This is a genomic window from Labrys sp. WJW (assembly GCF_001676615.1).
Lineage (GTDB): Bacteria > Pseudomonadota > Alphaproteobacteria > Rhizobiales > Labraceae > Labrys > Labrys sedimenti.
In genome coordinates this window covers 458,639-477,713 of sequence record NZ_LYXZ01000001.1, presented here as the reverse complement: position 1 = coordinate 477,713, position 19,075 = coordinate 458,639, and the positions used below count along the sequence as shown (strand labels likewise).

Sequence of the window (19,075 nt, the reverse complement as noted above, 5' to 3'; positions counted from 1 at the left end):
GAACGACCATGGCCCTGACCCGGCAGACCATGACGGACGAACAACGCAAATCCGTCGCCCTGGAATATCTCAAGGCCTTCGACAGGGCTGGCGTGACCTCGGATGGCGGCTCCATCCTCGACCTCTTCGCCGAGGACGCCCAGGTCTATTTCCCCAAATGGGGCCTCGCTGACGGCAAGGAGGCGATCGGACGCCTGTTCGGCGATGTCGGTGGCACGCTGAAGGACATCGTCCACCATTATGCCGCCTTCAACTGGGTGTTTTCGGGCGGTGACGTCATCGTCTGCGAGGGCACCAGCCATGGCGAGCACAAGGACGGTCCCTGGCGCGCTGGCGTGCCCGATTGGGGTGCGGGGCGCTGGTGCGACGTCTTCGAGATCCGCGATTGGAAGATCCAGCGCTGCTTCATCTATCTCGATCCCGATTATGCCGGGAAGGACACCGCCCGCTATCCCTGGCTGGGCCGATAGCGGCGGTCATCCCGAGCGAAGACACCCGATCATCTGACAAGGAGGAAGGGCCATGCGGCTCAAGGATAAGGTCGCCCTGGTTTCGGGCGCGGCCCGCGGCATGGGTTATGAGATCGCCGATCTCTTCGCCCGCGAAGGCGCGATCACCTATGCCGGCGACATCGCCGGCCCCGATCGCCCATATGCCGTCGGCGTGGAGAGCGTGCGCCTCGATGTCAGCCGCGAGGAGGATTGGGCCGGGGCCATCGAGACGATCCTGGCCCGGCATGGCCGGATCGACGTCCTGGTCAACAATGCCGGCATCATCGCCTATGAGCCCTTGGACGAACTCGACCTCGCTGCCTGGCAGCGGGTGATCGCCGTCAACCAGACCGGGGTATTTCTCGGCATGCGCGCAGTGGTGCCGGCCATGCGCCGGCAGAAAGGCGGCTCGATCGTGAACTTCTCCTCGATCTGGGGCAATGCCGCCGTCGGCGGTGCCCATGCCTATCACGCCACCAAGGGCGCGGTGCGCAACATGACCAAGAACGCGGCGATGAGCTATGTCGCCGACGGTATCCGGGTGAATTCCGTCCACCCGGGTTTCATCGATACCCCGCTCACCCAGGCGCAGGCATCCGACATCAATGCCTTCGTCATCGCCTCCACCCCGATGAAGCGGGCCGGCAAGCCGATCGAGGTCGCGAACGGCGTGCTGTTCCTTGCCAGCGACGAGGCGAGCTACATGACTGGGGCGGAACTGGTGATCGACGGCGGCTATCTCGCCCAATAGGGCCGCCTGCGGGAGATGATCCACCTTGCTCTACAATGTCGAGGTGTCGATAAAGCAATACTCCACCCAGTTCAAAACCTGAAAGATCACAGGCCTTTCGGTAAAGGTCGCGCTGCCCCTCACCCTTACCCTCTCCCCGCAAGGAGCGGGGCGAGGGGGCACAGGCGTTGCGATCAATGCTGAGATCCATCCTCTCGCCCTGCGGTTGGGCGAGAGGACACGGTTTTCGAATGGGCAAGCCATCGAAGTCCCCCTCGCCCCGCTTCTTGCGGGGAGAGGGTAAGGGTGAGGGGCAGCGCAAGCGTTTCTCGGATTCTGAAGTGAATGCAGTAATACTCTCATCGAAAACAGAGCGTGTTCGGACTCGAACGCGCTCTTTCCTTTAAGTATCCGTTCTTGCGTACAATCTTCTGTGAAGAAATTGTGCCGAGCGTGGGGATGCCCCACGCTCGATGGTCTGGCAGCTGCCTCGGACCTGTGCTTCTCAGGCCTCGGCCGAATCGGGCGCCATGATGAAGTCGAAAGGCGAGCGCCACAGTGTCTTTGCGCTTTCGAGCCTGTCGAATGGCGCGATCAGCGATTTCTTCACGCCGAACACGGAATCGGATTGCAGATATTCATCGCCGCCGACGAAGGTATGGGTGACGATTGTCTTGAAGCCGGGCGCCGTCACCAGATAGTGCATATGCGCCGGGCGATAGGGGTGGCGCCCCACCGCCGCCAGCATCTTGCCGACCGGGCCATCGTCCGGGATCGGATAGGACACCGGCTTGATGCCGACAAAGCTGTATTTGCCGTCCGGCCCGGTGATGAAGATGCCGCGATTATTGCCCTTGGGCTGGATGCCGGGCTGCTGCACGTCGTAATAGCCATCGGCATTGTCGGACCAGACATCGACGCTCGCCCCCTCGATGGGGTTGCCCTCAAGATCGAGCACGCGCCCCTCGAACAGGCAGCTCTCGCCCTTGCCGTCCAGCGTGATGGTCGCTCCCATCTCCCGTATCGGAGCATCGGCGACATGGAACGGCCCGTAGACCGTGTTCTCCGTGGCGCCCGTGGGGCGGCGATTGTTGATGGTGTCGACCAGCATGGACAGGCCCAGCGTATCGGACAGCAGAATGAATTCCTGCCGTTCCCCCGAGCAGATCTGTCCCGTGCGGGTGAGGAAATCGATGCCGAAATTCCACTCCTCCTGCGTCAGCTCGACCTCCTTGGCGAAAGCGTGCAGATGCTTGACGAGTGCTGACATCACTGTGGCCAGGCGCGGGTCGATATCCCCGCCCATACGGCCATTGACCGTCTCGATGGAATGGTCTTCGGAAAAATAGCTCACGGCTTACCTCGATGGTGCCTGGGTCACCGAGCTGGCTCGGTGTCGAAGAAGGGGGGGGGGCGGCACGCTGGCGCCGCCCGATCGGAGGTGGCGCGGCGGTGTCAGGCCCGTGCCAGGACGTCTTTCAGCACACGGCGCAACTCTGCGTCCGGCTTGGCCGGCAAGGTCTTGACGCGCCAGGCGACGTGATGATCCGGGCGTACCAGCACCGCGCCGTTCTCCTCGATTTCGCTGGCTCGCGCCCACTCGCCGGCCAGGTCCTGCCATTTCTGGCGGGGGCCGATGACGTGGACCACGATGTCGAGGCCGAGTTCCTGTCCGACGGCCTGGGCTTCCCTCACCCAGTCCTGACCGCGAATGCCGGTCAGGAGAGTGAACTTGCCGTGGCCGGTCAGATCCAACGTCGAGGCCTTTTCGCCGCGTGCACCGAACAGCCAGGCGTGCGGCAAGCGGGCGCCCGGCCATGTCGTCTGCTGGAAGTGCAGTTCGGCGTCCTGCTGGAAGGACGGCTCCTCCTGCCCGTCGGGCTGGACGGCCTTTGACCTGTAGCGCTGGTTCATCTCCACGCCATGCGCGTCGAACTCGTAGACCTTGGCGGCAATCGCTTCGCGGATCGCCTTGCGCTGGGCCTCGCCCGCCTCGTTCGGATTGCAGCGGGCGTCCATGTTTTCCTGCATCTTCACCGGGTCGATCGAGTCGAGCAGGCCGAGCGCCTTGAAGATCGGCCCGAATTCCTCGATCGACTTGTTGGCGCGGGTCACGATCTGCCTGGCGACAGGCGCGCGTTCGGCCTGATAGCTGTCGAGCAGTTCCTTGCCGGCCTGGCCCTTCAGCACGAAAGCCAGCTTCCAGGCCAGGTTGAACGCGTCCTGGATGGAGGTGTTGGAGCCGAGGCCGTTCGACGGCGGATGGCGGTGGATGGCGTCGCCCATGCAATAGACCCTGCCGTTCGAGATGGTCTCCGCATACATGTTGTTGACCGTCCAGGTGGAGACCTGGTCGATCTCGACGTCGAGTTCGGGATCGCCGACCAGTTCGCGCACGACCTTGGTCGCAAAGGCTTCGTCGACCTTGGGCGTGGGCTGGTTGATGTCATAGCCCCAGACGATCAGCCATTCGTTCCACGGGCGCACCATGCGCACCAGGCCCATGCCGATGCCGCCGACGTCGGCGCCCGGCTGTACCACCCAATAGAGCACCGAGGGGCGATGCGCGACATATCGGGATAGGTCGGCCTTGAACAGGATGTTGATCGAGCCGCCGAGGCCCATCTTGCCGCCATATCTCAAACCGGCATGCTCGGCTACCTTGGAGTTGGAGCCGTCGGCGCCAATCAGATATTGCGAGCGGATTGTGAGCTGCTTGCCGGTGAGGCGGTCGAGGCAGGTGGTGGTGACGCCGTCCTCGTCCTGCACATGCGCGATATATTCGGTCGACAGCCGTGCCTGGGTGCCGCGCGAGCATGCGGTCTTGAACAGCAGCGGCTCCATGAAGGTCTGCGGCAGGTCGTTCATCAGGGTTGGCGAAGACAACAGGTGCTCGGCCTTGGAATGCGGGCTGGTGCCCCAGCTCTTCATGCGGCCGATCTCCTCGCCGGTCAGCGAGGTGCAGAACACGTTCTCGCCCATCAGCTCCTGATGCGCCGCGAACAGATAGGCCTCGTCCTCCACCTCGCGGCCGAGGTCGCGCAGCACTTCCATCGTGCGCTGGTTGGTGATGTGGGCGCGCGGCGTGTTGGCCAGCCAGCGATAGCGATTGATCGCCATGTTCTCGATGCCATAGGTCGAGAGCAGTGCTGCGGTGGCGGATCCTGCCGGTCCGGTGCCGATGACGAGAACGTCGGTGGTGATGTCAGCCATGTTCTCTCTCCGTATCTAGAGCAAAATGCGTTCAGGCTGAGATGGTCGTTCCGCTTGACGTGTCGGGAACGGAAGCATTTTGCGGTTATTGATGAGTCGATCCAAAACAGGATGCCTTAGTTGTTGGATTGTGTGGGCGTCAGGATGCGACGAACCGGGAAGAGTTGAATCCCGGTTCGTTCGGTGAACAGGCCCCACAGGCCGCGTGGGGCAAACAGCATGACGGCGATGCCGATCAAGCCGAGGGCGAGCAGATACCAGGAGCCGAAATCGGCCAGCAGGCTCTGCAGGATGTAGAGGACGATGACGCCGATGATCGGTCCTTCGATCGATCCGATGCCGCCGATCACCACGATGAAGATCACATAGGCGGTCCAGTCGGTCACGGCGAAGGCCGCATCGGGCGAGACGCGCGCCTTCTGCACATAGATCAGGGCGCCGGCGACGCCGGTGATGAAGGCGACGATGACATAGGTCGCCGCCTTGACCTTCAGGGCGTCGACGCCGACGGCACGGGCGGCCTGGGCGTTGTCGCGCACCGCGGCAAGACCCAGCCCCTGTCGCGAGCGCAACAGGCGATAGATGAAGACGATCGAAGCGACGGCGAGGGCCAGCGCGAGCCAGTAGCACAGAATGTCGACGGCCTGGGCCGAACGCACGCCGAAAAGATCCTGGACCAGATTGACGCCGAGCATGTCGCGGGTTGCGCGCGAGGGCAACGAAGTACCGGTGCCGCCGCCGAGCGTTTTTACCTGCGCCAACGTCAGGCGCACGACCTCGGCGATGACCCAGGTGCCGATGGCGAAATAGGCGCCCTGCAGGCGGAACACGAAGAAGCCGATGGGAATGGCGAGCAGGGCGGCGGCCAGTCCGCCGGCGACGACGCCGATCAGCGGGTCGAGGCCAAACAGGATGACGACGGCAAACATGGCGTAAGCGCCAAGGCCGACGTAAGCCTGCTGGCCCACCGAAACCAGGCCGGCATAGCCAGCCAAGAGGTTCCAGCATTGCGCCAGCACCAGCATGGTCAGGATGAAGAACAGGTCCTGTATGCCGCTGCGCGGCAGGAACAGGGGCGCGGCGAAACCGAGCGCCACGACCAGGAGCGCGACGAGGCAGAAGATCGAGGAGGCGCGGGTGCGCGTCTCGACTTTCCAGGCGGTTGGGGCTTGCAGGTTCATCTCGGCTCCCCTCAGTCGACGGCTCGGGGGAACAGGCCACGTGGCCTGAACAGGAGCACCGCTAGGAAGGCGACATGGCCGGCCAGGATCTGCCATTCCGGGTTGATGCCGGCGCCGAGCGCCTGCGCCACGCCGATGACGCAGCCGCCGGCAAGCGTGCCCCAGAAGGAGCCGAGGCCGCCGATGATGACTGCCTCGAAGGCATAGATCAGGCGCGCCGGACCGATGGTCGGGTCGAAATTGGCGCGGGCGCCGAGATAGAGCGCGGCGATGGTGGCGACCACGAGCGCCAGCCCTGTCGCGATCGCGAAGATGGCGTCGGGGCGAATGCCCATCAGGCCTGCCGTGACGCGATCGTCCGAGGTGGCGCGGAAGGCGCGGCCGAGCGCGGTGCGGTAAAAGATGAGGTTCAGGACCAGGATCACGCCGACCGCCGACAGGAAGGTGAGCAAGGGCATCACGCCGACGGTGGCGACGCCCAGGTCGAGCGAAGCGGTTTCGATCGAGCCCAGTGCGATGCGGCGGCTGTCGGCGGAGAAGGTCTCGAGCAGCCCGTTCTGGATGACGATGGAGAGCCCGAAGGTGACCAGCAGCGGCGGCAGGATGTCGGGGCCCAGCGTCCGGTTGAGCACGAAATATTGCAGGGCCCAGCCGACGGCGAACATCAGCGGCATGGCGATCAGCGCCGCCAGGAAGGGGTTCAGGCCAAACGATGTGACCAGGAACAGGATCGCGAATGCGGCCATGACGATGAGGTCGCCATGCGCCAGGTTGACGAGGCGCATGATGCCGAAGACCAGCGCGAGGCCGGCCGCGAACAGGGCATACAGGCCGCCCAGCAACACGCCCTGAATGATCGTGTCGATGAGGTTCATGCGTGGGCTCCGAAATAGGCGGCGTGGATCTGGTCACGGCTGATGTCCGACGGCCTGCCCGACAGCGTGATGCGGCCTTCCATCATGCAATAGACATGGTTGGCGACTTTCAGCGCCTGGCCGATATCCTGCTCGACGATGACGATGGATGCGCCGCTGTCGCGGATTTTCGGGAAGGCGGCGTAGATGTCCTTGATCACGACCGGCGCAAGGCCAAGGCTCAACTCGTCGCACAACAGCACGCGCGGATTGGACATCAGGGCGCGGCCGATGGCGACCATCTGCTGCTGTCCGCCCGACAAGGCGGTGCCCGGATTATGGCGGCGTTCCTTCAGGATCGGAAACATCTCGTAGATCGCCTCCAGCGACCAGAAACCGCCGCCCGCCCGTCCGTATCGGCCGATCAGCAGGTTTTCCTCGACGCTCAGCGAGGGAAAGAGCTTGCGGCCCTCCGGCACCATGGCGACACCCAGCGCCAGCACGTCGGGTGCGGCGAGATCGCCGACGGGGCGTCCATCGAACCTGATCTGGTCCGCCGCGTTCTTCAGCACGCCGGCGATCGAGCGCATCAGCGTCGTCTTGCCGGCCCCGTTTGCGCCGATGATGGCGACGGTCTGTCCCTCGGCCAGCGCCATGTCGACGCCGAACAGCGCCTGGAAGTCGCCATAGAAGGCCGTGAGGGATCTTGTTTCGAGCAGGGCCATCACACATCGATTCCCAGATAGATTTCACGAACGGCCCTGGAGGCCATGATCTCGTCCGGCTGGCCGATACCGATGACCTTGCCGAAATCCAGCACCAGCAGGCGGCCGACGACCGCGGTCAGGGCATGCAGCACATGCTCGATCCAGACGATGGAGACGCCTGTCGCATGCACGGTGCGGATCGTATCGACGAGCTGGCCGCATTCGCCTTCGGTGAGGCCGCCGGCGATCTCGTCCAGGAGGAGCAGCGTGGGCCGGGTGGCGAGGGCACGGGCAAGTTCGAGCCGCTTGCGCTGCAGGAGGCTGAGGCCGCCCGCCATGTCGTTGGCACGAGGCGCAAGCCCGGTCCGCCACAGAATGTCGGCGCAGCGATCGGTGGCTTCGCTCTCCGACTGGCTCGCGCCGAAACTGCCGGCAACCAGCAGATTTTCGAACACCGTCAGCTTGTCGAAGGGCTGCGGGATCTGGAAGGTGCGGCCGACGCCGGCCAGGCAACGCGCCATCGGCGGCATCCTGGTGACGTCGCGGCCTTCAAAGGCGATGCGGCCGTCGTCGACGTCCACATTGCCGGTAATGAGGTTGAACAGCGTCGATTTGCCGGCTCCGTTCGGGCCGATGATGCCGAGAGCCTCGCCCTTCTCCAGCGCGAAGGAAACGTCCTGCGTCACCTTCAGGGCGCCGTAGCTCTTCGAGACGTTTTGCAGAGCGAGGATCGTCATGATCTTCTCCTGTCCCTCTCCGCGTCGACAGGGAGAAAGGGCCGCGACAGCACTGGACGACGAGCGTCTTCAGGCGATTGCCTCCATCCTGCCGCTGGTCGGGATGTTCGGCGCGGTCTGGTTGTCGGTGATGATGAGATCGTAGCCGCCGCCATCCCTAAGCCGCCACTGGCCGCCGACCAGCGGGGTCTTGGCGACGTTCCTGGCAGCGAAGGGCGGCAGGTTGGCGCCGTCCCATGCGACCCTGCCGACGATGGTGTCGAGCCTGGTGGCGGCGATGGCTGCGGTCACCGCCTCGGCATTGGTCGGATCGGTGCGTTTCATCACATCGGCAGCCAGCTCGAACAGGGCGTGCACGAAGCCGATCGGCTGCGTCCATGGTCGGTTCGTCGCCTTGGTGAAACCTGCAGCCAGGGCCGCAGAGCTGTCGCCCGTCAATGAAGACTTGAACGGATGGTTGGGCGTCCACCACACCTCGGACGACAGGTTGTGGCCGGCCTTGCCAAGAGCTTCGACGGCCTGCGGGAACAGGGTCGCCTTGCCGATCGAGGCGATTTTCGGCTTGAAGCCCTGCTGCTGCGCCTGGTTCCAGAAGGTGGTGAAATCAGGCGGGATCATCACGCCGGTGATGATCTCGGCCTTGGCCGTTTTGAAGGCGTTGATCTGGGCGGAGAAGTCGTCGGTCAGGTTCTGGTAGCGGCCGGGATCGGTAAGGGTGAGGCCCTTCTTTTCGAGCACCGGCGGGAAGCCGACTTTCGGATCGCCCCAGGCATTGCCGTCGCCGTCATTGGGGAACAGGCCGCCAACTTTCTTGTTGGTCTCGAGCTGGCTCCACATGTTGGTGAAGACAGCGATGACGTCTTCCAGGCCCCAGAAGAAGTGGAACACGCTCTCGAACGGCTTCCAGGAATCCGGTGCGCCGGGATTGCCCTGCTGGCCGATGAACCAGGGTTGCCAGGGCGCCACGGTTGAGATGCAGGGCATGCCCTCGGCCTCGCAGATCGTCGCCACGGGATTGGTCGTCTCCGGCGTCGAGGCGACCAGCATCAGGTTCACCTGGGAATCGACCACCAGTTCCTTGGCGACTTCGGCGGCGCGGTTGGGATTGGACTGGCTGTCCTTGACGATGACCTCGAAGTTCGCGCCCGCAGCCTTGGTCGCCGCCAGGAAACCGTCGATGATGAACTTGTCGGGTTCGGCGAAGGCGGCCAGCGGTCCGGTCTGCGGGCTGACATAGCCGAGCTTGATCGCAGCGCCTGCCGCGATGGCCGGTTGAGCGAGCCCACCGAAGGCGGCGGTCGCGCCGGCTGCGGCGGTTGTCTTCAGGAAGTGACGGCGCGTGATCATCGATTTCCTCCCCAGGAGCATTGTCGAGAAACCAGAGAGAGGTGCGATTTCTTCCGATCGCATCTTTTCTCTAACTCTTTGTTTTTGGTCATTATTCGATCAAAAGGCCTGTCGACCTTTTCTAAAGACGCTACAGTCGTTTCAAAGTGGTGGCCGGCTTCCCTCCCAGGCGTCCTGGAGCAGGGCGCGGATGGAAGCGCGGTCGATGGGTCGAGGGTTGGCGTAGGGGTTTTTGGTGGCGATCTCCGCCGCGCGGTCGAGATCGGCTTCCTTCAGGCCGAAATCCTTCAGCGCCGTGGGCGCGCCGACGGAACTGGCGAAATCGTAGAGCGCCTGCCCGGGCGTGCCGCCGAAGATGTCGGCAACCGGTTGCAGCTCTTTTCCGGCGGCGCCTGCGTTGAACCCGATCGTGTGCGGCAGCATGATCGCATGGGTCTCCGCATGCGGGGTGTCGAAGCTGCCGCCCAGCGTGTGGCAGATCTTGTGGTGCAGCGACATCGCGACCTGGCCCAGCACCGAGCCGCAGAGCCAGGCCCCGTAAAGCGCATCGGTGCGGGCCTGCCTGTCCCTGGCCGAGGCGACGATGACCGGCAGCGCCTGCCTGATGGCACGCATGCCCTCGGCCGCCATCAACGAGGTGATCGGGTTGCCGTCCGGGGCATAGAGCGCCTCGGCGGCATGGGCGATGGCGTTCAGGCCGCTGGTTATGCTCATGGCGACGGGCAGGCCCAGCGTCAGGCCAGGGTCGTAGATCACCACTTCGGGCAGGACCTTCGGGCTGCGCAGCGTGGTCTTCTCGCCGCCCTCGGTCTGGCCGAGAATGGGCGTGACTTCCGAGCCGGCATAGGTGGTGGGCACGACGATCTGCGGCAGGTCCGTGCGATAGGCGATCGCCTTGCCGAGCCCCGTGGTCGAGCCGCCGCCGAGCGCCACGACCACGTCGGCCTTCAAATCCAGAACACGCGCAACCGCCTCTTCGGTCACGTTGACCGGGGTGTGCATGGTGGCGTTGTCATAGGTTCCGACGCAGAGCCCGCCAAGGGCCGCGGCCATGGCCTCGCCATCGGCCTTCTGGTGCGGCGTGGTCAGCACCAGCGCCCTGCTGGCACCGAGCTTTTCGACCCATTCGCCGACACGTCTGGACGAGCCCTCGCCGAAGACGATGTGCGCGGGGCTGCCTTGATAGGTGAATGAGAGGCTCATGCTGCGCGCCTTTCCTGCCTGGCCCGGGCCATGACGAAGGTGAAATCGAGCGCCCAGCCATTGCCGTCGCGCCTGATATTTCCGATGAGTTCGGGCTTGACCCCGAACAGGGCATCTCGCCCCAGTTCCGGATCGCTGCCGTCGAAGACATGCGTCGAGATGGTCTCGAAACCGTTGGCGCTGATGATGAAATGCAGATGGGCCGGCCGCCGCAGTGAAACGCCCAGGCCCGCCAGCATTTGGCCGACGGGGCCGTCGGCCGGCGTCGCATAGCCGGCAGGGCGCACGGTTCGGTACATGAAACCGCCAGTGCCGTCGGTCTTCAGGACGCCGCGCAGGTTGAATTCCGGCTGGCGATCGGGTTGCTGGTTCTCGTAATATCCGTCGGCATTGGCCTGCCAGGTCTCGACAACGGCGCCCGGGATGGCGACGCCGTCGAGGTCGACCACGCGACCGCGAACCAGAAGTGCTTGGCCGACGCCGTCGAGCGAGATCGATCCGCCATTGGCGATGGCGGGTGCATCCGGGCGATAGAACGGCCCTCGCACCGTATTGGGTGTCGCGCCCTTGTGGCGCTGCGCGTTGATCTCCTCGACGAGGGCGGTGACGCCCAGCAGATCGGAGGCCAACACCCACTCCTGGCGCCTATCGTCGGTGGCATGGCCGATATCGGTCAAAAGCTGCATGGCAGAGCGCCATTGGTCCCTGGTCGGGCGTGTCTCGCACACGAAGGCATGCAAATGCCTCACCAGCGAATGCAGGAATGCCGCCGAGCTGTCCTTCGCGCCGGGACCGACGCGTTCCATCACGACATCGGCCGAATTCTGCGCGTTCAATGACTTGATGGCCACCGGCAGTTCCTCCCGAGGAGCAACATACCCGGCGCCAGCCTGCGCATTGATCATTTCTCGATAAAATAATATAGCAAATTGCTATGAAACTCGATGAGCGGCACCTTGTCCAACTTGCCGCCGTGGTCCAGGCCGGCGGCGTGACGGAGGCTGCGATCCTGCTCGGCATGACGCAGCCGGCCGTGTCACGCACGATCGCAATGCTGGAGCAGCGCATCGGCGAGCCTCTTTTCATCAAGGGGCGGCGACCCCTGCAGCCGACGGCCTTGGGACAGGCGCTGGCGAGCCACGGCCAGACCATGCTTTCGGCCTCGCGCAAGGCGTCCGCCCTCGTTGCCGGCTTCCAGAAAGGCTCGTTCGGCGTTGTCAGGGTGGGTGGATCGCCTTTCTTCTCGGACGCTTTGATCTCGGGTATGATCGCCGAATTCCAGGACAAGCGGCCCGATGTCCGGGTCGAGCAGAGCTATGGCTATCTGGGGCAGTTGCGGGCCGCACTGGACGCTGACCGCATCGATATTGCGATCTGTCCCATCGACGTGCTGAAGGAAGGATCGGGCCTGCGTTTCGACGTGGTGCTGCCCGGACGCAATGTCGTCGCCTGCCGCACGACACATCCCTTGCTGATGAAGCGACGTCTCGATCCGGCAAGCCTGCTCGACTATCCCTGGGTCGGCCCGCCCGAAGGCAGCCCTCTTTATGCCGACCTCAATAGCCTGGCACTGTCGCTCGGGGCCACGGAAATCAAGATCCGCTATTCCGGCGGCTCGCTGTCAAGCGCCATCAATTACCTGAAATCGAGCGATGCACTTACCGTGCTGCCCCACAGCGTGGTCTTCGCCTATCGCAACGAGAAATCGATCACGGCGCTGCCGGTCAGAATTCCCCACCCCGAGCGCGCCTTGGGCATATTGCAGCAGAGCAACGCGCCGCGGGCGCCGGCCGTGGATGCCTTCGTCGCTCATGTCACCAAGCGCTTCAAGGATCTGGCACTGCTGATTGAGCGCCATGAGAAGGCCATCGTGTGGGGCCTATAGCCATTTGCTCACGCGGCCTTCAAGACCGAGACCATAAATCCCCGGTCGATAGCGAAAATAACAGCCTCCGGCTTTAGGCTGAATGCCTGGGAGGCTTTTTCCCATCAGAAGACCTACTCATATGAGTTCGAATGCCTCGACAATGGCTTGTGAGGTGGGATTCAAGCTCGCGCTCTTCGCGTCGTCGAGGCAAAAGCCGAACGGGCTGCCGATACGGGGTGGAAGGATCGACATGGAAGCCCGTGCGATCATCCCCCCCTTTTTCCATCTCTTGAAGGCTCGGATTGCGGGCCGCGTACAGGCGCACACCTAGCGGGATCGCCGAGCGATCGAGTTGGTGCGAAAACATCAACACCCTTCAATGGAAGTGGGGGATTTCTGAGGCTCAGCCTGATTCTACAGTAGATTCGTATAAATATCAGAGTAAATTCAAAATATGGCACGTATTTTATTGTAATTCTTTGATCATTTTAGTGTATGAAGTTATGTGCCAAATTTGCAACATGAAGTTGCGAAATTTTGCCGTAGTGACGATAAAATGCCTTATTTTGTTGCCTCGAACTCCAGAGTGAGATCACTTTGAGGAATGGTTCCTTGGAATCTTTTCGGGGGCGCAAAAAAACGCTCACGGTCTCGCAATCGATTGAAGTGCTGTGAAGCGCTCTCAATCAGAAATCGCACTGTCTCGGAGGTCATCAAATGACCATAAGGTCTCTTCTCCTCGGCGCATCTGCCGGATTCGCTCTAATCGGCGCTGCCCAGGCCGCCGACCTGCCCATGACCAAGGGCGAAGCCGTTGAGTATGTGAAGGTCTGCTCGGCCTTCGGCCCTGGCTTCTTCTACATTCCAGGTAGCGATACCTGCCTGAAGATCGGTGGCGAAATTCGCGCCGATTATCGCGCTTTTGCCGGTAATGGTTTCAGCCGCAACGATGATCGTTCGGCCTTCAACACCCAGGCTCGCATCTGGTTCGATGCCCGTACGGAGACCGACTGGGGTCTGCTGCGTTCCTACTTCCAGATCAATGCCGACTCGCATCCGATCAGCAATCAGGGGCGCGGCGGCATCTATAACGACAACCGCTTCACCATCGACAAGGCCTTCATCCAGTTCGGTGGCCTGACAGCTGGCTACGCCCATTCCTTCTTCGGCTTCTACGACAACGAATATGGCGACACGATCTGGGCGCCGTATTACGCAGAGCAGAACACAGTCAACTTGATCGCCTACACCGCTCAGCTCGGCGGTGGCTTCAGCGCCACGCTGTCGATCGAAGACGGCCGTGACCATCGCGTCGGCGGGACGAGTACGCCGGTTGATATCAACGGGACGCTCTATGGCTACCGTGAAGGTGGTCAGCAGGTTCCCGACGTCGTCGCCCAGTTGCGTTGGGATCAATCCTGGGGCTCCATCGCCGTTCAGGCGGCGGGCCATCAGTCTCGTTCGGGGACGAATTATGAGGACGCTGACGGCAACGAGGTGATTGTTCGGCGCAGCAACAAGTACGGCTATGCTGTCGGCGCCACCGGCTTGATCAAGATCCCCGCGATCGACAATGGTCACTTCATCGTTGAAGGCCAGTATGCGAATGGTGCGCTCGACTATCTGGGCGCAGGCGCCACTTGGCTTGCGAATTCCGATTCCTTCGTGAACAGCCGTGGTCGAATTGACCGCGGCAAGGGCTGGTCGATCACGGCGGAACTCGGCGGCAATATCACCCCGGTTCTGGGTGCCAACCTCGTCGGTTCTTACATCGATACGCAGTATGACCACTATCTGGGCAACGGCAAATACGGCCTGAAGGAATACACGATCGCAGGTAACCTTACCTATACGATCGTCAAGGGCCTGACCGTGGCCGGTGAAGTGGCCTGGACCCATGGCAAGGTGGACGACGGCATCATCGACGATGGCGAGTTGAACGGCCGCAGCAAGTACAATGTTTTGCAGGGCGGTGTCCGGCTCAAGCGGACTTTTTGAGTCTAGATAGCTATATTTTGATTGAAGGCCCAATGAAAATTGGGCCTTCTTCATGTGGGTTCTAACTAATTTCTCAATGCAGGACGGTAATTTTCGATCGATACGCTAGAGAAAATCTGAATAATTTAATGACTTTAACGTTGATTCAGCCCTGGCGTAATGGATTAATTTATGCATTAATTGGAATCTGGTTCGCGAGACCAGATAATCATATACGACTTCCACACTTTCCTTTCGAAATGGCCCGGCTTTGTCCGGGTCACTTTTTGTGATGGAAAGGCGCAACATTTTGCGTTTGAACCCATCAACTCGCGTGAGTTCCGCCGTGCCGTAGCCTTGCCGCACCCGACAGAAACGCTGCCCTGGCTGCCACGGGGTAGGACGATGGCCCACCCGGCATACGCATGCGCGTTCACCCGCCCTACGGTGCTTATTGCCTGGCCGGGACGATCACAACGCGCCCGAGGATGGAATTGCCTTCGGCATAGGCGTGGGCCTCAGCAGCGGCTTCAAGTGGAAACGTCCTGTCCACGATCATCTTGAGATCTCCCGTGGTTGCCAGCTCCAACATCCTGGAGACCGTGAGGTGGACATCCGGCTTTTCCAATTGCGTTCCCATGAAGACACCGAAAAGCGATTGGTTCGCCTGTAGTGCTGGCCATGGATCGATACTGAGCTGCGAACCGCCGGCGTTACCCACGAATATCAAACGCCCCTCCGGCCGGAGCGTCGCCAGGGAACCTTGCAGGGTGGCTCCCACCGGGTCCAGGACGAGATCCACGCCACGACCCTGTGTCAGGCGCATGATCGTATCGACGACGTCGGCTGAGTGATGATCGATCGCATGATCAAGGCCGAGCCCGATGAGGCGTTCGGCCCTCTCGAGCCCGGAGACAGTTGCAAGCACAGTCGCGCCTGCCAGATGGGCGAGCTGGATGGCGGCAAGCCCGACACCGCCGGCGCCTGCCTGAATGAGGACCGTTTCGCCGCGCTTCAAACCGCCCCGCGCAAAGAGGCAGTGATGAGCGGTTCCGAATGCGATAGGCAGGGCTGCAGCAGCGGCCATGCCGAGTCCTTCCGGCACAGGCCAGGTCCGGCTGGCGACAACGGCACGCAGCTCGGCATGCGATCCGGCGAGGTCGAAGCTCGTCACCTTTTGGCCCACCTGACGATTCTTCACATCCTCTCCGACCGCGATGATTTCGCCAGCGGCGGCATAGCCGACGACGAAGGCCGGGTGGGGTGGAGCCATGGATGCGCGATTGATCAGGTCGCCGCCCTCGATGGCGACCGCCTCGACGCGGATCAGGACGCCATCGCTTGGACAACCAGGATCGGGCACATCCGCGTAGCGAAGGACATCGGGCGGGCCGGGGTGATCGTAGATGGCTGCTTTCATGGTTCTCTCGCTGCGCCATAGCTCGCCAGGCGGGCGGTTGGGATCGATCCATGCTCCACTCGCCGGACCCAGTATCCGGGCATAGCATTCATCGCTGGCGTCGAGGCTTGCCTGTGAGGTGAGATTGGCGAGGCCCCAGATACGGATCGCTCTGGATTCGAAGCCAAACTCGCCATCCCGGCCCGGGATCAGCCTTGGCTCGGCACAGGCGTTTTGAGCAGTTGTTGCTCCCAGAGGAAGGCAATGCCGCTGCCGGCAGCATGGTGCACCAGTACCTCCGAAAGCTCTGCGGCATGCTCCGTACGCGCCCAATCGCGCTGCCATTCCGAAGCCACAGCCAGCCAGGTCATCATGTTCGCACCGGCCATGATCATGCGCTGGATAGCGACCTCGTGGGCCTCGACCGAAGTGCCGCCGGACGCATCGGTGACAACCGTCACGTCCCAACCTTCGCCGAGTGCTTGGATCGTCGGCATCGCAACGCAAATCTCGGTCCACAGGCCCGCGATGATCAACTGCTTGCGGCCGGTGGCCTTGACGGCGTCGACCACCTTCCGGTCTTCCCAGGTGTTGATAAAGGTCCGGTCGATCACTTCCTGGTCGGGGAAGACATCGGTGATCTGGGGGAAGATGACGCCGCCCCGGTCCGCGACCACGCTCGTCAGGATGGTGGGAACGCCAAATGCCTTGGCGGCCTTGGCCAGTGCCGTCGAATTGTTGACCACCATGTGAGGATCGTGGCTGTTCAGGTTGGCGAGCTGGTAGGGCTGGTGGTCGATCAGAACGAGGACCGAGTCTTCGGGCCGAAGAAGCGAAGCAAGGCCGTTACGAAAGGTCATTGTTGCGTCCTTTGCAGCCGCTTTGTGCGGCATTGGGTTTGCAGGAGACATGCGCCGGCGGCGCGACGCTTGCCAGCCACAATTTGTCGTTCCTTTTGATGATGCGGTAGCGGCATAGTCCGGCACGCTGTGTCGCGAAATGAGGAACGCCGAGTTGGACATCGAAGATCTACAGACATTCGTTGCAGTGGCCGATGCAGGGGGCGTATCGGCGGCCGCGCGCCGGCTCGGCGTCTCCAAGTCAATCGTCAGCCGGCGGCTTTTTCGGGTTGAAGCGGAGCTTGGCGTCCAGCTTCTTGCGCGAACGACCCGCGGAGCTGCGCTTACGGAAGCGGGAATCACGTTCAGAGACCATGCCGCCAGAGCCAGCGCCGAAATCGATACGGCCAGGGAAGCGATCCTCCCCACCGGCGAGTTGCGCGGCGGCCTGAGGGTTGCCATGCCGCTTACCTTCGGCGTGACCCATTTCGCTCCTGTGCTCGCGGAAATGGCGCGTCTGCACCCGAAGCTTCACATCCATACGTCCTACAGCGATCGCTTCGTCGATCTCATCGCAGAGGGTTTCGATTGCGCGATCAGGGGCGCTTATCTTCAGGACTCCAACTTGATCGCCAAGCGTGTCGGGCCGATCCATGGAAAGCTTGTCGCAAGCCCGAACTATATCGAGTTGCACGGATCACCGGAAACTCTGGGCGAACTCGTCGCCCATCAGGCCCTCATGCAGGGAACCGAAGCCTGGCAGTTCATGGATGGCGACAAGATCGTCACGGTTCAGCCGCAAGGCAGGTTCAAGGCCGACAGCGCCATAGCACTTGCGGCGGCGGCGGCAGCAGGTCTCGGCATCGCCTGGCTCCCCGATTGCATCACCTATGAATATCTGGCATCCGGCGCTCTGGTTCCTATCATGACACGCTATCCGGTCCCTCCGGGAGCCGCCTATGTCGTCCGCCCGCCGGGGCAGTATCCCACGCGGAAAGTGCGGGTGCTCACGCAGATGCTGATTGAGTATTTCAAGCGCAACCCGGACCTCTGGGGCCGTGACGGCTAGGACCCGATGGTTCGTCCAGCCGCCGCCGTCGTACGACGTCGAGGGACCAACACCGCTCGCTGTCTCGACCTCCTCAAAAGGGAGTCGGAGACGCTATTCACATCGCCAGGCTGCGGATAGCTTTTGACGAAATTGCACGACGATCCCACTGCGCCGGTTGCCGATGTCATGATGCTCTACCGTGACGACCGCAGTGCCGCGGTCGATCGCTTCCTGATCGAAACGCGCCACTATTTCCGGCCCTGACGACAGGCCATTACCCGGTTCGGTTCAGCTCCTTGTTCAGTCTTCCGCCCGGCATGGCAAGAGCGGTATGGGGCATCCAGACAACATACCGATAAATACGTTTGAGATATAATTCTATCCGAAGGATATATTGGACGTATAAATATTCTCTCGACATAACGCGCCTGCATCTCGGGAAATCAGGGGAGGTCGCAGTGGACTCAATCGCTGGGACGGCGCAGCGCCTGTGGGAACTCGGCGGTCACGAAAATGGCGGCGCGGAACGGGGAACGCCTGCGCTCTTGAACGGCGGCTATGAGATCTCAGGTGGCCGCGGTTGTGTGCAGGCGGTCCTGCGTGCCTTGTCGATCCTCAAATGCATCGCGCAAGATCCCGATGGCATGACGCTACGCGAAATTGTTCGAAGCACGAATTTGGCACCCTCGACCGCCCATCGTCTGCTGACAACGCTGCAAAGTGAAGGTTTCGTGCAGTTCAAGCCGGAGGCGTCGCGCTGGCTGGTCGGTCATGGTGCGCATCTGGTCGGCGTCGCCTTTCTCCCGCAATGACGCCGGCCGCTTGCCTGACGTCGCGCGCTGATACGATCGAGGTTTGCGTGGAACGATACTTGTGCATTCCACGATGTGAAAACACCCGGCCAATCGTTGGCTTTTGTGCTCTAACTTGCTGGCAGCCAGTCGCTTCCTTGTGGGGGGCGCGGATTGGATTGGCGGATTGGATTGGGGGAATCTAGCAGGCCGAAGCATGGGAGGGCGGTGTCATGAAGCCGGACGTCATTGGACTGGGATCACGGGAGCGCCCATGGCGGGCCATCTGATCAAGGGCGGGCATGAGCTTCATCCGGGTGCCGGCAGGATGGTTCCCCAGCACCTGGTTGAACCGGGCGCCGCCGCCTATGCCACTGGCTATGAGCTGGCCGGGAAGGCCGGCATCGTTTTCATTGTGGCGCCTGGCCGGATCGCCGGTAAGATCGCTGTCGACATGAATTCGATTTCATCGCTTGCAACCTCGGAAGACGGTCGACTTGTCACCGAAGCTCTCGTGCCGGCCTGCGTCCGGAAAGATACGCAACAGCTGCGCGCAAAAATCGACGACGATGCCTACCGGAGCGGACAATTCCCGCTGCGATCAGACTGTTCGAACAGTCCTGCCTGCCTCCAGAGTTTCCCGAGTTTCCGACTATTCCCGCCTATCGGCTTATCCAGACAGTAGGGA

19 protein-coding genes are annotated in these 19,075 nt (G+C 62.2%); 8 read left to right on the top strand and 11 right to left on the bottom strand.

What is annotated here, in order from left to right; genetic code table 11:
• Positions 1-8 precede the first annotated feature (8 nt).
• Both BA190_RS02075 and BA190_RS02070 read left to right on the top strand, forming a co-directional pair.
• Positions 9-470 carry a nuclear transport factor 2 family protein gene (locus tag BA190_RS02075; protein ID WP_068281833.1) on the top strand — a complete coding sequence of 154 codons (462 nt, stop codon included), beginning with the start codon at positions 9-11 and terminating at the stop codon, positions 468-470.
• Between the two features lie 52 nt (positions 471-522).
• Complete coding sequence (locus tag BA190_RS02070) at positions 523-1,242, top strand: SDR family NAD(P)-dependent oxidoreductase (RefSeq protein WP_068281831.1); 720 nt, start codon at positions 523-525, stop codon at positions 1,240-1,242.
• Between the two features lie 484 nt (positions 1,243-1,726).
• Here BA190_RS02070 and BA190_RS02065 read toward each other — a convergent pair whose 3' ends face one another.
• The 9 genes from BA190_RS02065 to BA190_RS02025 all read right to left on the bottom strand — a co-directional run bounded on the left by BA190_RS02065 (position 1,727) and on the right by BA190_RS02025 (position 11,269).
• Complete coding sequence (locus BA190_RS02065) at positions 1,727-2,527, bottom strand: dioxygenase (RefSeq protein WP_068281951.1); 801 nt, start codon at positions 2,525-2,527, stop codon at positions 1,727-1,729.
• 149 nt (positions 2,528-2,676) lie between these two features.
• Positions 2,677-4,434 carry an FAD-dependent monooxygenase gene (locus tag BA190_RS02060; RefSeq protein WP_068281829.1) on the bottom strand — a complete coding sequence of 586 codons (1,758 nt, stop codon included), beginning with the start codon at positions 4,432-4,434 and terminating at the stop codon, positions 2,677-2,679.
• 116 nt (positions 4,435-4,550) lie between these two features.
• Positions 4,551-5,615: a branched-chain amino acid ABC transporter permease gene (locus tag BA190_RS02055; protein WP_068281827.1), complete on the bottom strand. Its 1,065-nt coding sequence runs from the start codon at positions 5,613-5,615 to the stop codon at positions 4,551-4,553.
• An 11-nt stretch (positions 5,616-5,626) separates the two neighbouring features.
• Positions 5,627-6,490, bottom strand: a complete 864-nt coding sequence (locus BA190_RS02050) for a branched-chain amino acid ABC transporter permease (protein WP_068281825.1) — start codon at positions 6,488-6,490, stop codon at positions 5,627-5,629.
• Positions 6,487-7,194, bottom strand: coding sequence for an ABC transporter ATP-binding protein (locus BA190_RS02045; protein ID WP_068281823.1), 708 nt, complete (start codon positions 7,192-7,194; stop codon positions 6,487-6,489). Before BA190_RS02045 ends, BA190_RS02050 begins: the two co-directional genes overlap by 4 nt.
• Positions 7,194-7,913 carry an ABC transporter ATP-binding protein gene (locus tag BA190_RS02040; RefSeq protein ID WP_068281822.1) on the bottom strand — a complete coding sequence of 240 codons (720 nt, stop codon included), beginning with the start codon at positions 7,911-7,913 and terminating at the stop codon, positions 7,194-7,196. The genes BA190_RS02045 and BA190_RS02040 overlap by 1 nt, the downstream gene beginning before the upstream one ends.
• Positions 7,914-7,982: 69 nt before the next feature.
• Positions 7,983-9,260 (bottom strand): ABC transporter substrate-binding protein, encoded by a 1,278-nt coding sequence (locus tag BA190_RS02035; protein ID WP_068281819.1) that lies wholly within the window; start codon positions 9,258-9,260, stop codon positions 7,983-7,985.
• Positions 9,261-9,401: 141 nt separating this feature from the next.
• Entirely contained in the window at positions 9,402-10,463 is a 1,062-nt protein-coding gene (locus BA190_RS02030) for a maleylacetate reductase (RefSeq protein ID WP_068281817.1), read from the bottom strand.
• Entirely contained in the window at positions 10,460-11,269 is an 810-nt protein-coding gene (locus BA190_RS02025; protein WP_156771327.1) for a dioxygenase, read from the bottom strand. The genes BA190_RS02030 and BA190_RS02025 overlap by 4 nt, the downstream gene beginning before the upstream one ends.
• Positions 11,270-11,397: 128 nt before the next feature.
• Here BA190_RS02025 and BA190_RS02020 point away from each other — a divergent pair, with 128 nt between their 5' ends.
• Both BA190_RS02020 and BA190_RS02015 read left to right on the top strand, forming a co-directional pair.
• Positions 11,398-12,348, top strand: coding sequence for a LysR family transcriptional regulator (locus BA190_RS02020; RefSeq protein ID WP_068281813.1), 951 nt, complete (start codon positions 11,398-11,400; stop codon positions 12,346-12,348).
• A gap of 699 nt (positions 12,349-13,047) precedes the next feature.
• Positions 13,048-14,328 (top strand): porin, encoded by a 1,281-nt coding sequence (locus tag BA190_RS02015; RefSeq protein WP_068281810.1) that lies wholly within the window; start codon positions 13,048-13,050, stop codon positions 14,326-14,328.
• 430 nt (positions 14,329-14,758) lie between these two features.
• Here the strand turns inward: BA190_RS02015 and BA190_RS02010 are convergent, their stop codons facing one another.
• On the bottom strand, positions 14,759-15,727 hold the full coding sequence (locus tag BA190_RS02010) for a zinc-binding alcohol dehydrogenase family protein (RefSeq protein ID WP_068281808.1): 969 nt from the start codon (positions 15,725-15,727) through the stop codon (positions 14,759-14,761).
• Between the two features lie 188 nt (positions 15,728-15,915).
• Complete coding sequence (locus BA190_RS02005) at positions 15,916-16,566, bottom strand: hydrolase (RefSeq protein ID WP_068281806.1); 651 nt, start codon at positions 16,564-16,566, stop codon at positions 15,916-15,918.
• Between the two features lie 154 nt (positions 16,567-16,720).
• Here BA190_RS02005 and BA190_RS02000 point away from each other — a divergent pair, with 154 nt between their 5' ends.
• From BA190_RS02000 to BA190_RS01990, 4 genes are all read left to right on the top strand, one after another.
• Positions 16,721-17,614 (top strand): LysR family transcriptional regulator, encoded by an 894-nt coding sequence (locus tag BA190_RS02000; protein WP_068281804.1) that lies wholly within the window; start codon positions 16,721-16,723, stop codon positions 17,612-17,614.
• Positions 17,615-17,737: 123 nt separating this feature from the next.
• Positions 17,738-17,860 (top strand): hypothetical protein, encoded by a 123-nt coding sequence (locus BA190_RS37030; protein ID WP_256390513.1) that lies wholly within the window; start codon positions 17,738-17,740, stop codon positions 17,858-17,860.
• A gap of 194 nt (positions 17,861-18,054) precedes the next feature.
• Positions 18,055-18,408 (top strand): helix-turn-helix domain-containing protein, encoded by a 354-nt coding sequence (locus BA190_RS35050; RefSeq protein WP_162275035.1) that lies wholly within the window; start codon positions 18,055-18,057, stop codon positions 18,406-18,408.
• Positions 18,409-18,661: 253 nt separating this feature from the next.
• Positions 18,662-19,072 carry an NAD(P)-dependent oxidoreductase gene (locus tag BA190_RS01990; RefSeq protein ID WP_068281800.1) on the top strand — a complete coding sequence of 137 codons (411 nt, stop codon included), beginning with the start codon at positions 18,662-18,664 and terminating at the stop codon, positions 19,070-19,072.
• Positions 19,073-19,075: the final 3 nt, after the last annotated feature.

Bases quoted from the DNA above. Each gene is read 5' to 3' on its own strand.
- BA190_RS02075 (WP_068281833.1), top strand. From the start codon at position 9: ATGGCCCTGACCCGGCAGACCATGACGGACGAACAACGCAAATCCGTC.
- BA190_RS02070 (WP_068281831.1), top strand. From the start codon at position 523: ATGCGGCTCAAGGATAAGGTCGCCCTGGTTTCGGGCGCGGCCCGCGGC.
- BA190_RS02065 (WP_068281951.1), bottom strand. From the start codon at position 2,527: ATGGGCGGGGATATCGACCCGCGCCTGGCCACAGTGATGTCAGCACTC.
- BA190_RS02060 (WP_068281829.1), bottom strand. From the start codon at position 4,434: ATGGCTGACATCACCACCGACGTTCTCGTCATCGGCACCGGACCGGCA.
- BA190_RS02055 (WP_068281827.1), bottom strand. From the start codon at position 5,615: ATGAACCTGCAAGCCCCAACCGCCTGGAAAGTCGAGACGCGCACCCGC.
- BA190_RS02050 (WP_068281825.1), bottom strand. From the start codon at position 6,490: ATGAACCTCATCGACACGATCATTCAGGGCGTGTTGCTGGGCGGCCTG.
- BA190_RS02045 (WP_068281823.1), bottom strand. From the start codon at position 7,194: ATGGCCCTGCTCGAAACAAGATCCCTCACGGCCTTCTATGGCGACTTC.
- BA190_RS02040 (WP_068281822.1), bottom strand. From the start codon at position 7,913: ATGACGATCCTCGCTCTGCAAAACGTCTCGAAGAGCTACGGCGCCCTG.
- BA190_RS02035 (WP_068281819.1), bottom strand. From the start codon at position 9,260: ATGATCACGCGCCGTCACTTCCTGAAGACAACCGCCGCAGCCGGCGCG.
- BA190_RS02030 (WP_068281817.1), bottom strand. From the start codon at position 10,463: ATGAGCCTCTCATTCACCTATCAAGGCAGCCCCGCGCACATCGTCTTC.
- BA190_RS02025 (WP_156771327.1), bottom strand. From the start codon at position 11,269: ATGGAACGCGTCGGTCCCGGCGCGAAGGACAGCTCGGCGGCATTCCTG.
- BA190_RS02020 (WP_068281813.1), top strand. From the start codon at position 11,398: ATGAAACTCGATGAGCGGCACCTTGTCCAACTTGCCGCCGTGGTCCAG.
- BA190_RS02015 (WP_068281810.1), top strand. From the start codon at position 13,048: ATGACCATAAGGTCTCTTCTCCTCGGCGCATCTGCCGGATTCGCTCTA.
- BA190_RS02010 (WP_068281808.1), bottom strand. From the start codon at position 15,727: ATGAAAGCAGCCATCTACGATCACCCCGGCCCGCCCGATGTCCTTCGC.
- BA190_RS02005 (WP_068281806.1), bottom strand. From the start codon at position 16,566: ATGACCTTTCGTAACGGCCTTGCTTCGCTTCTTCGGCCCGAAGACTCG.
- BA190_RS01990 (WP_068281800.1), top strand. From the start codon at position 18,662: ATGGCGGGCCATCTGATCAAGGGCGGGCATGAGCTTCATCCGGGTGCC.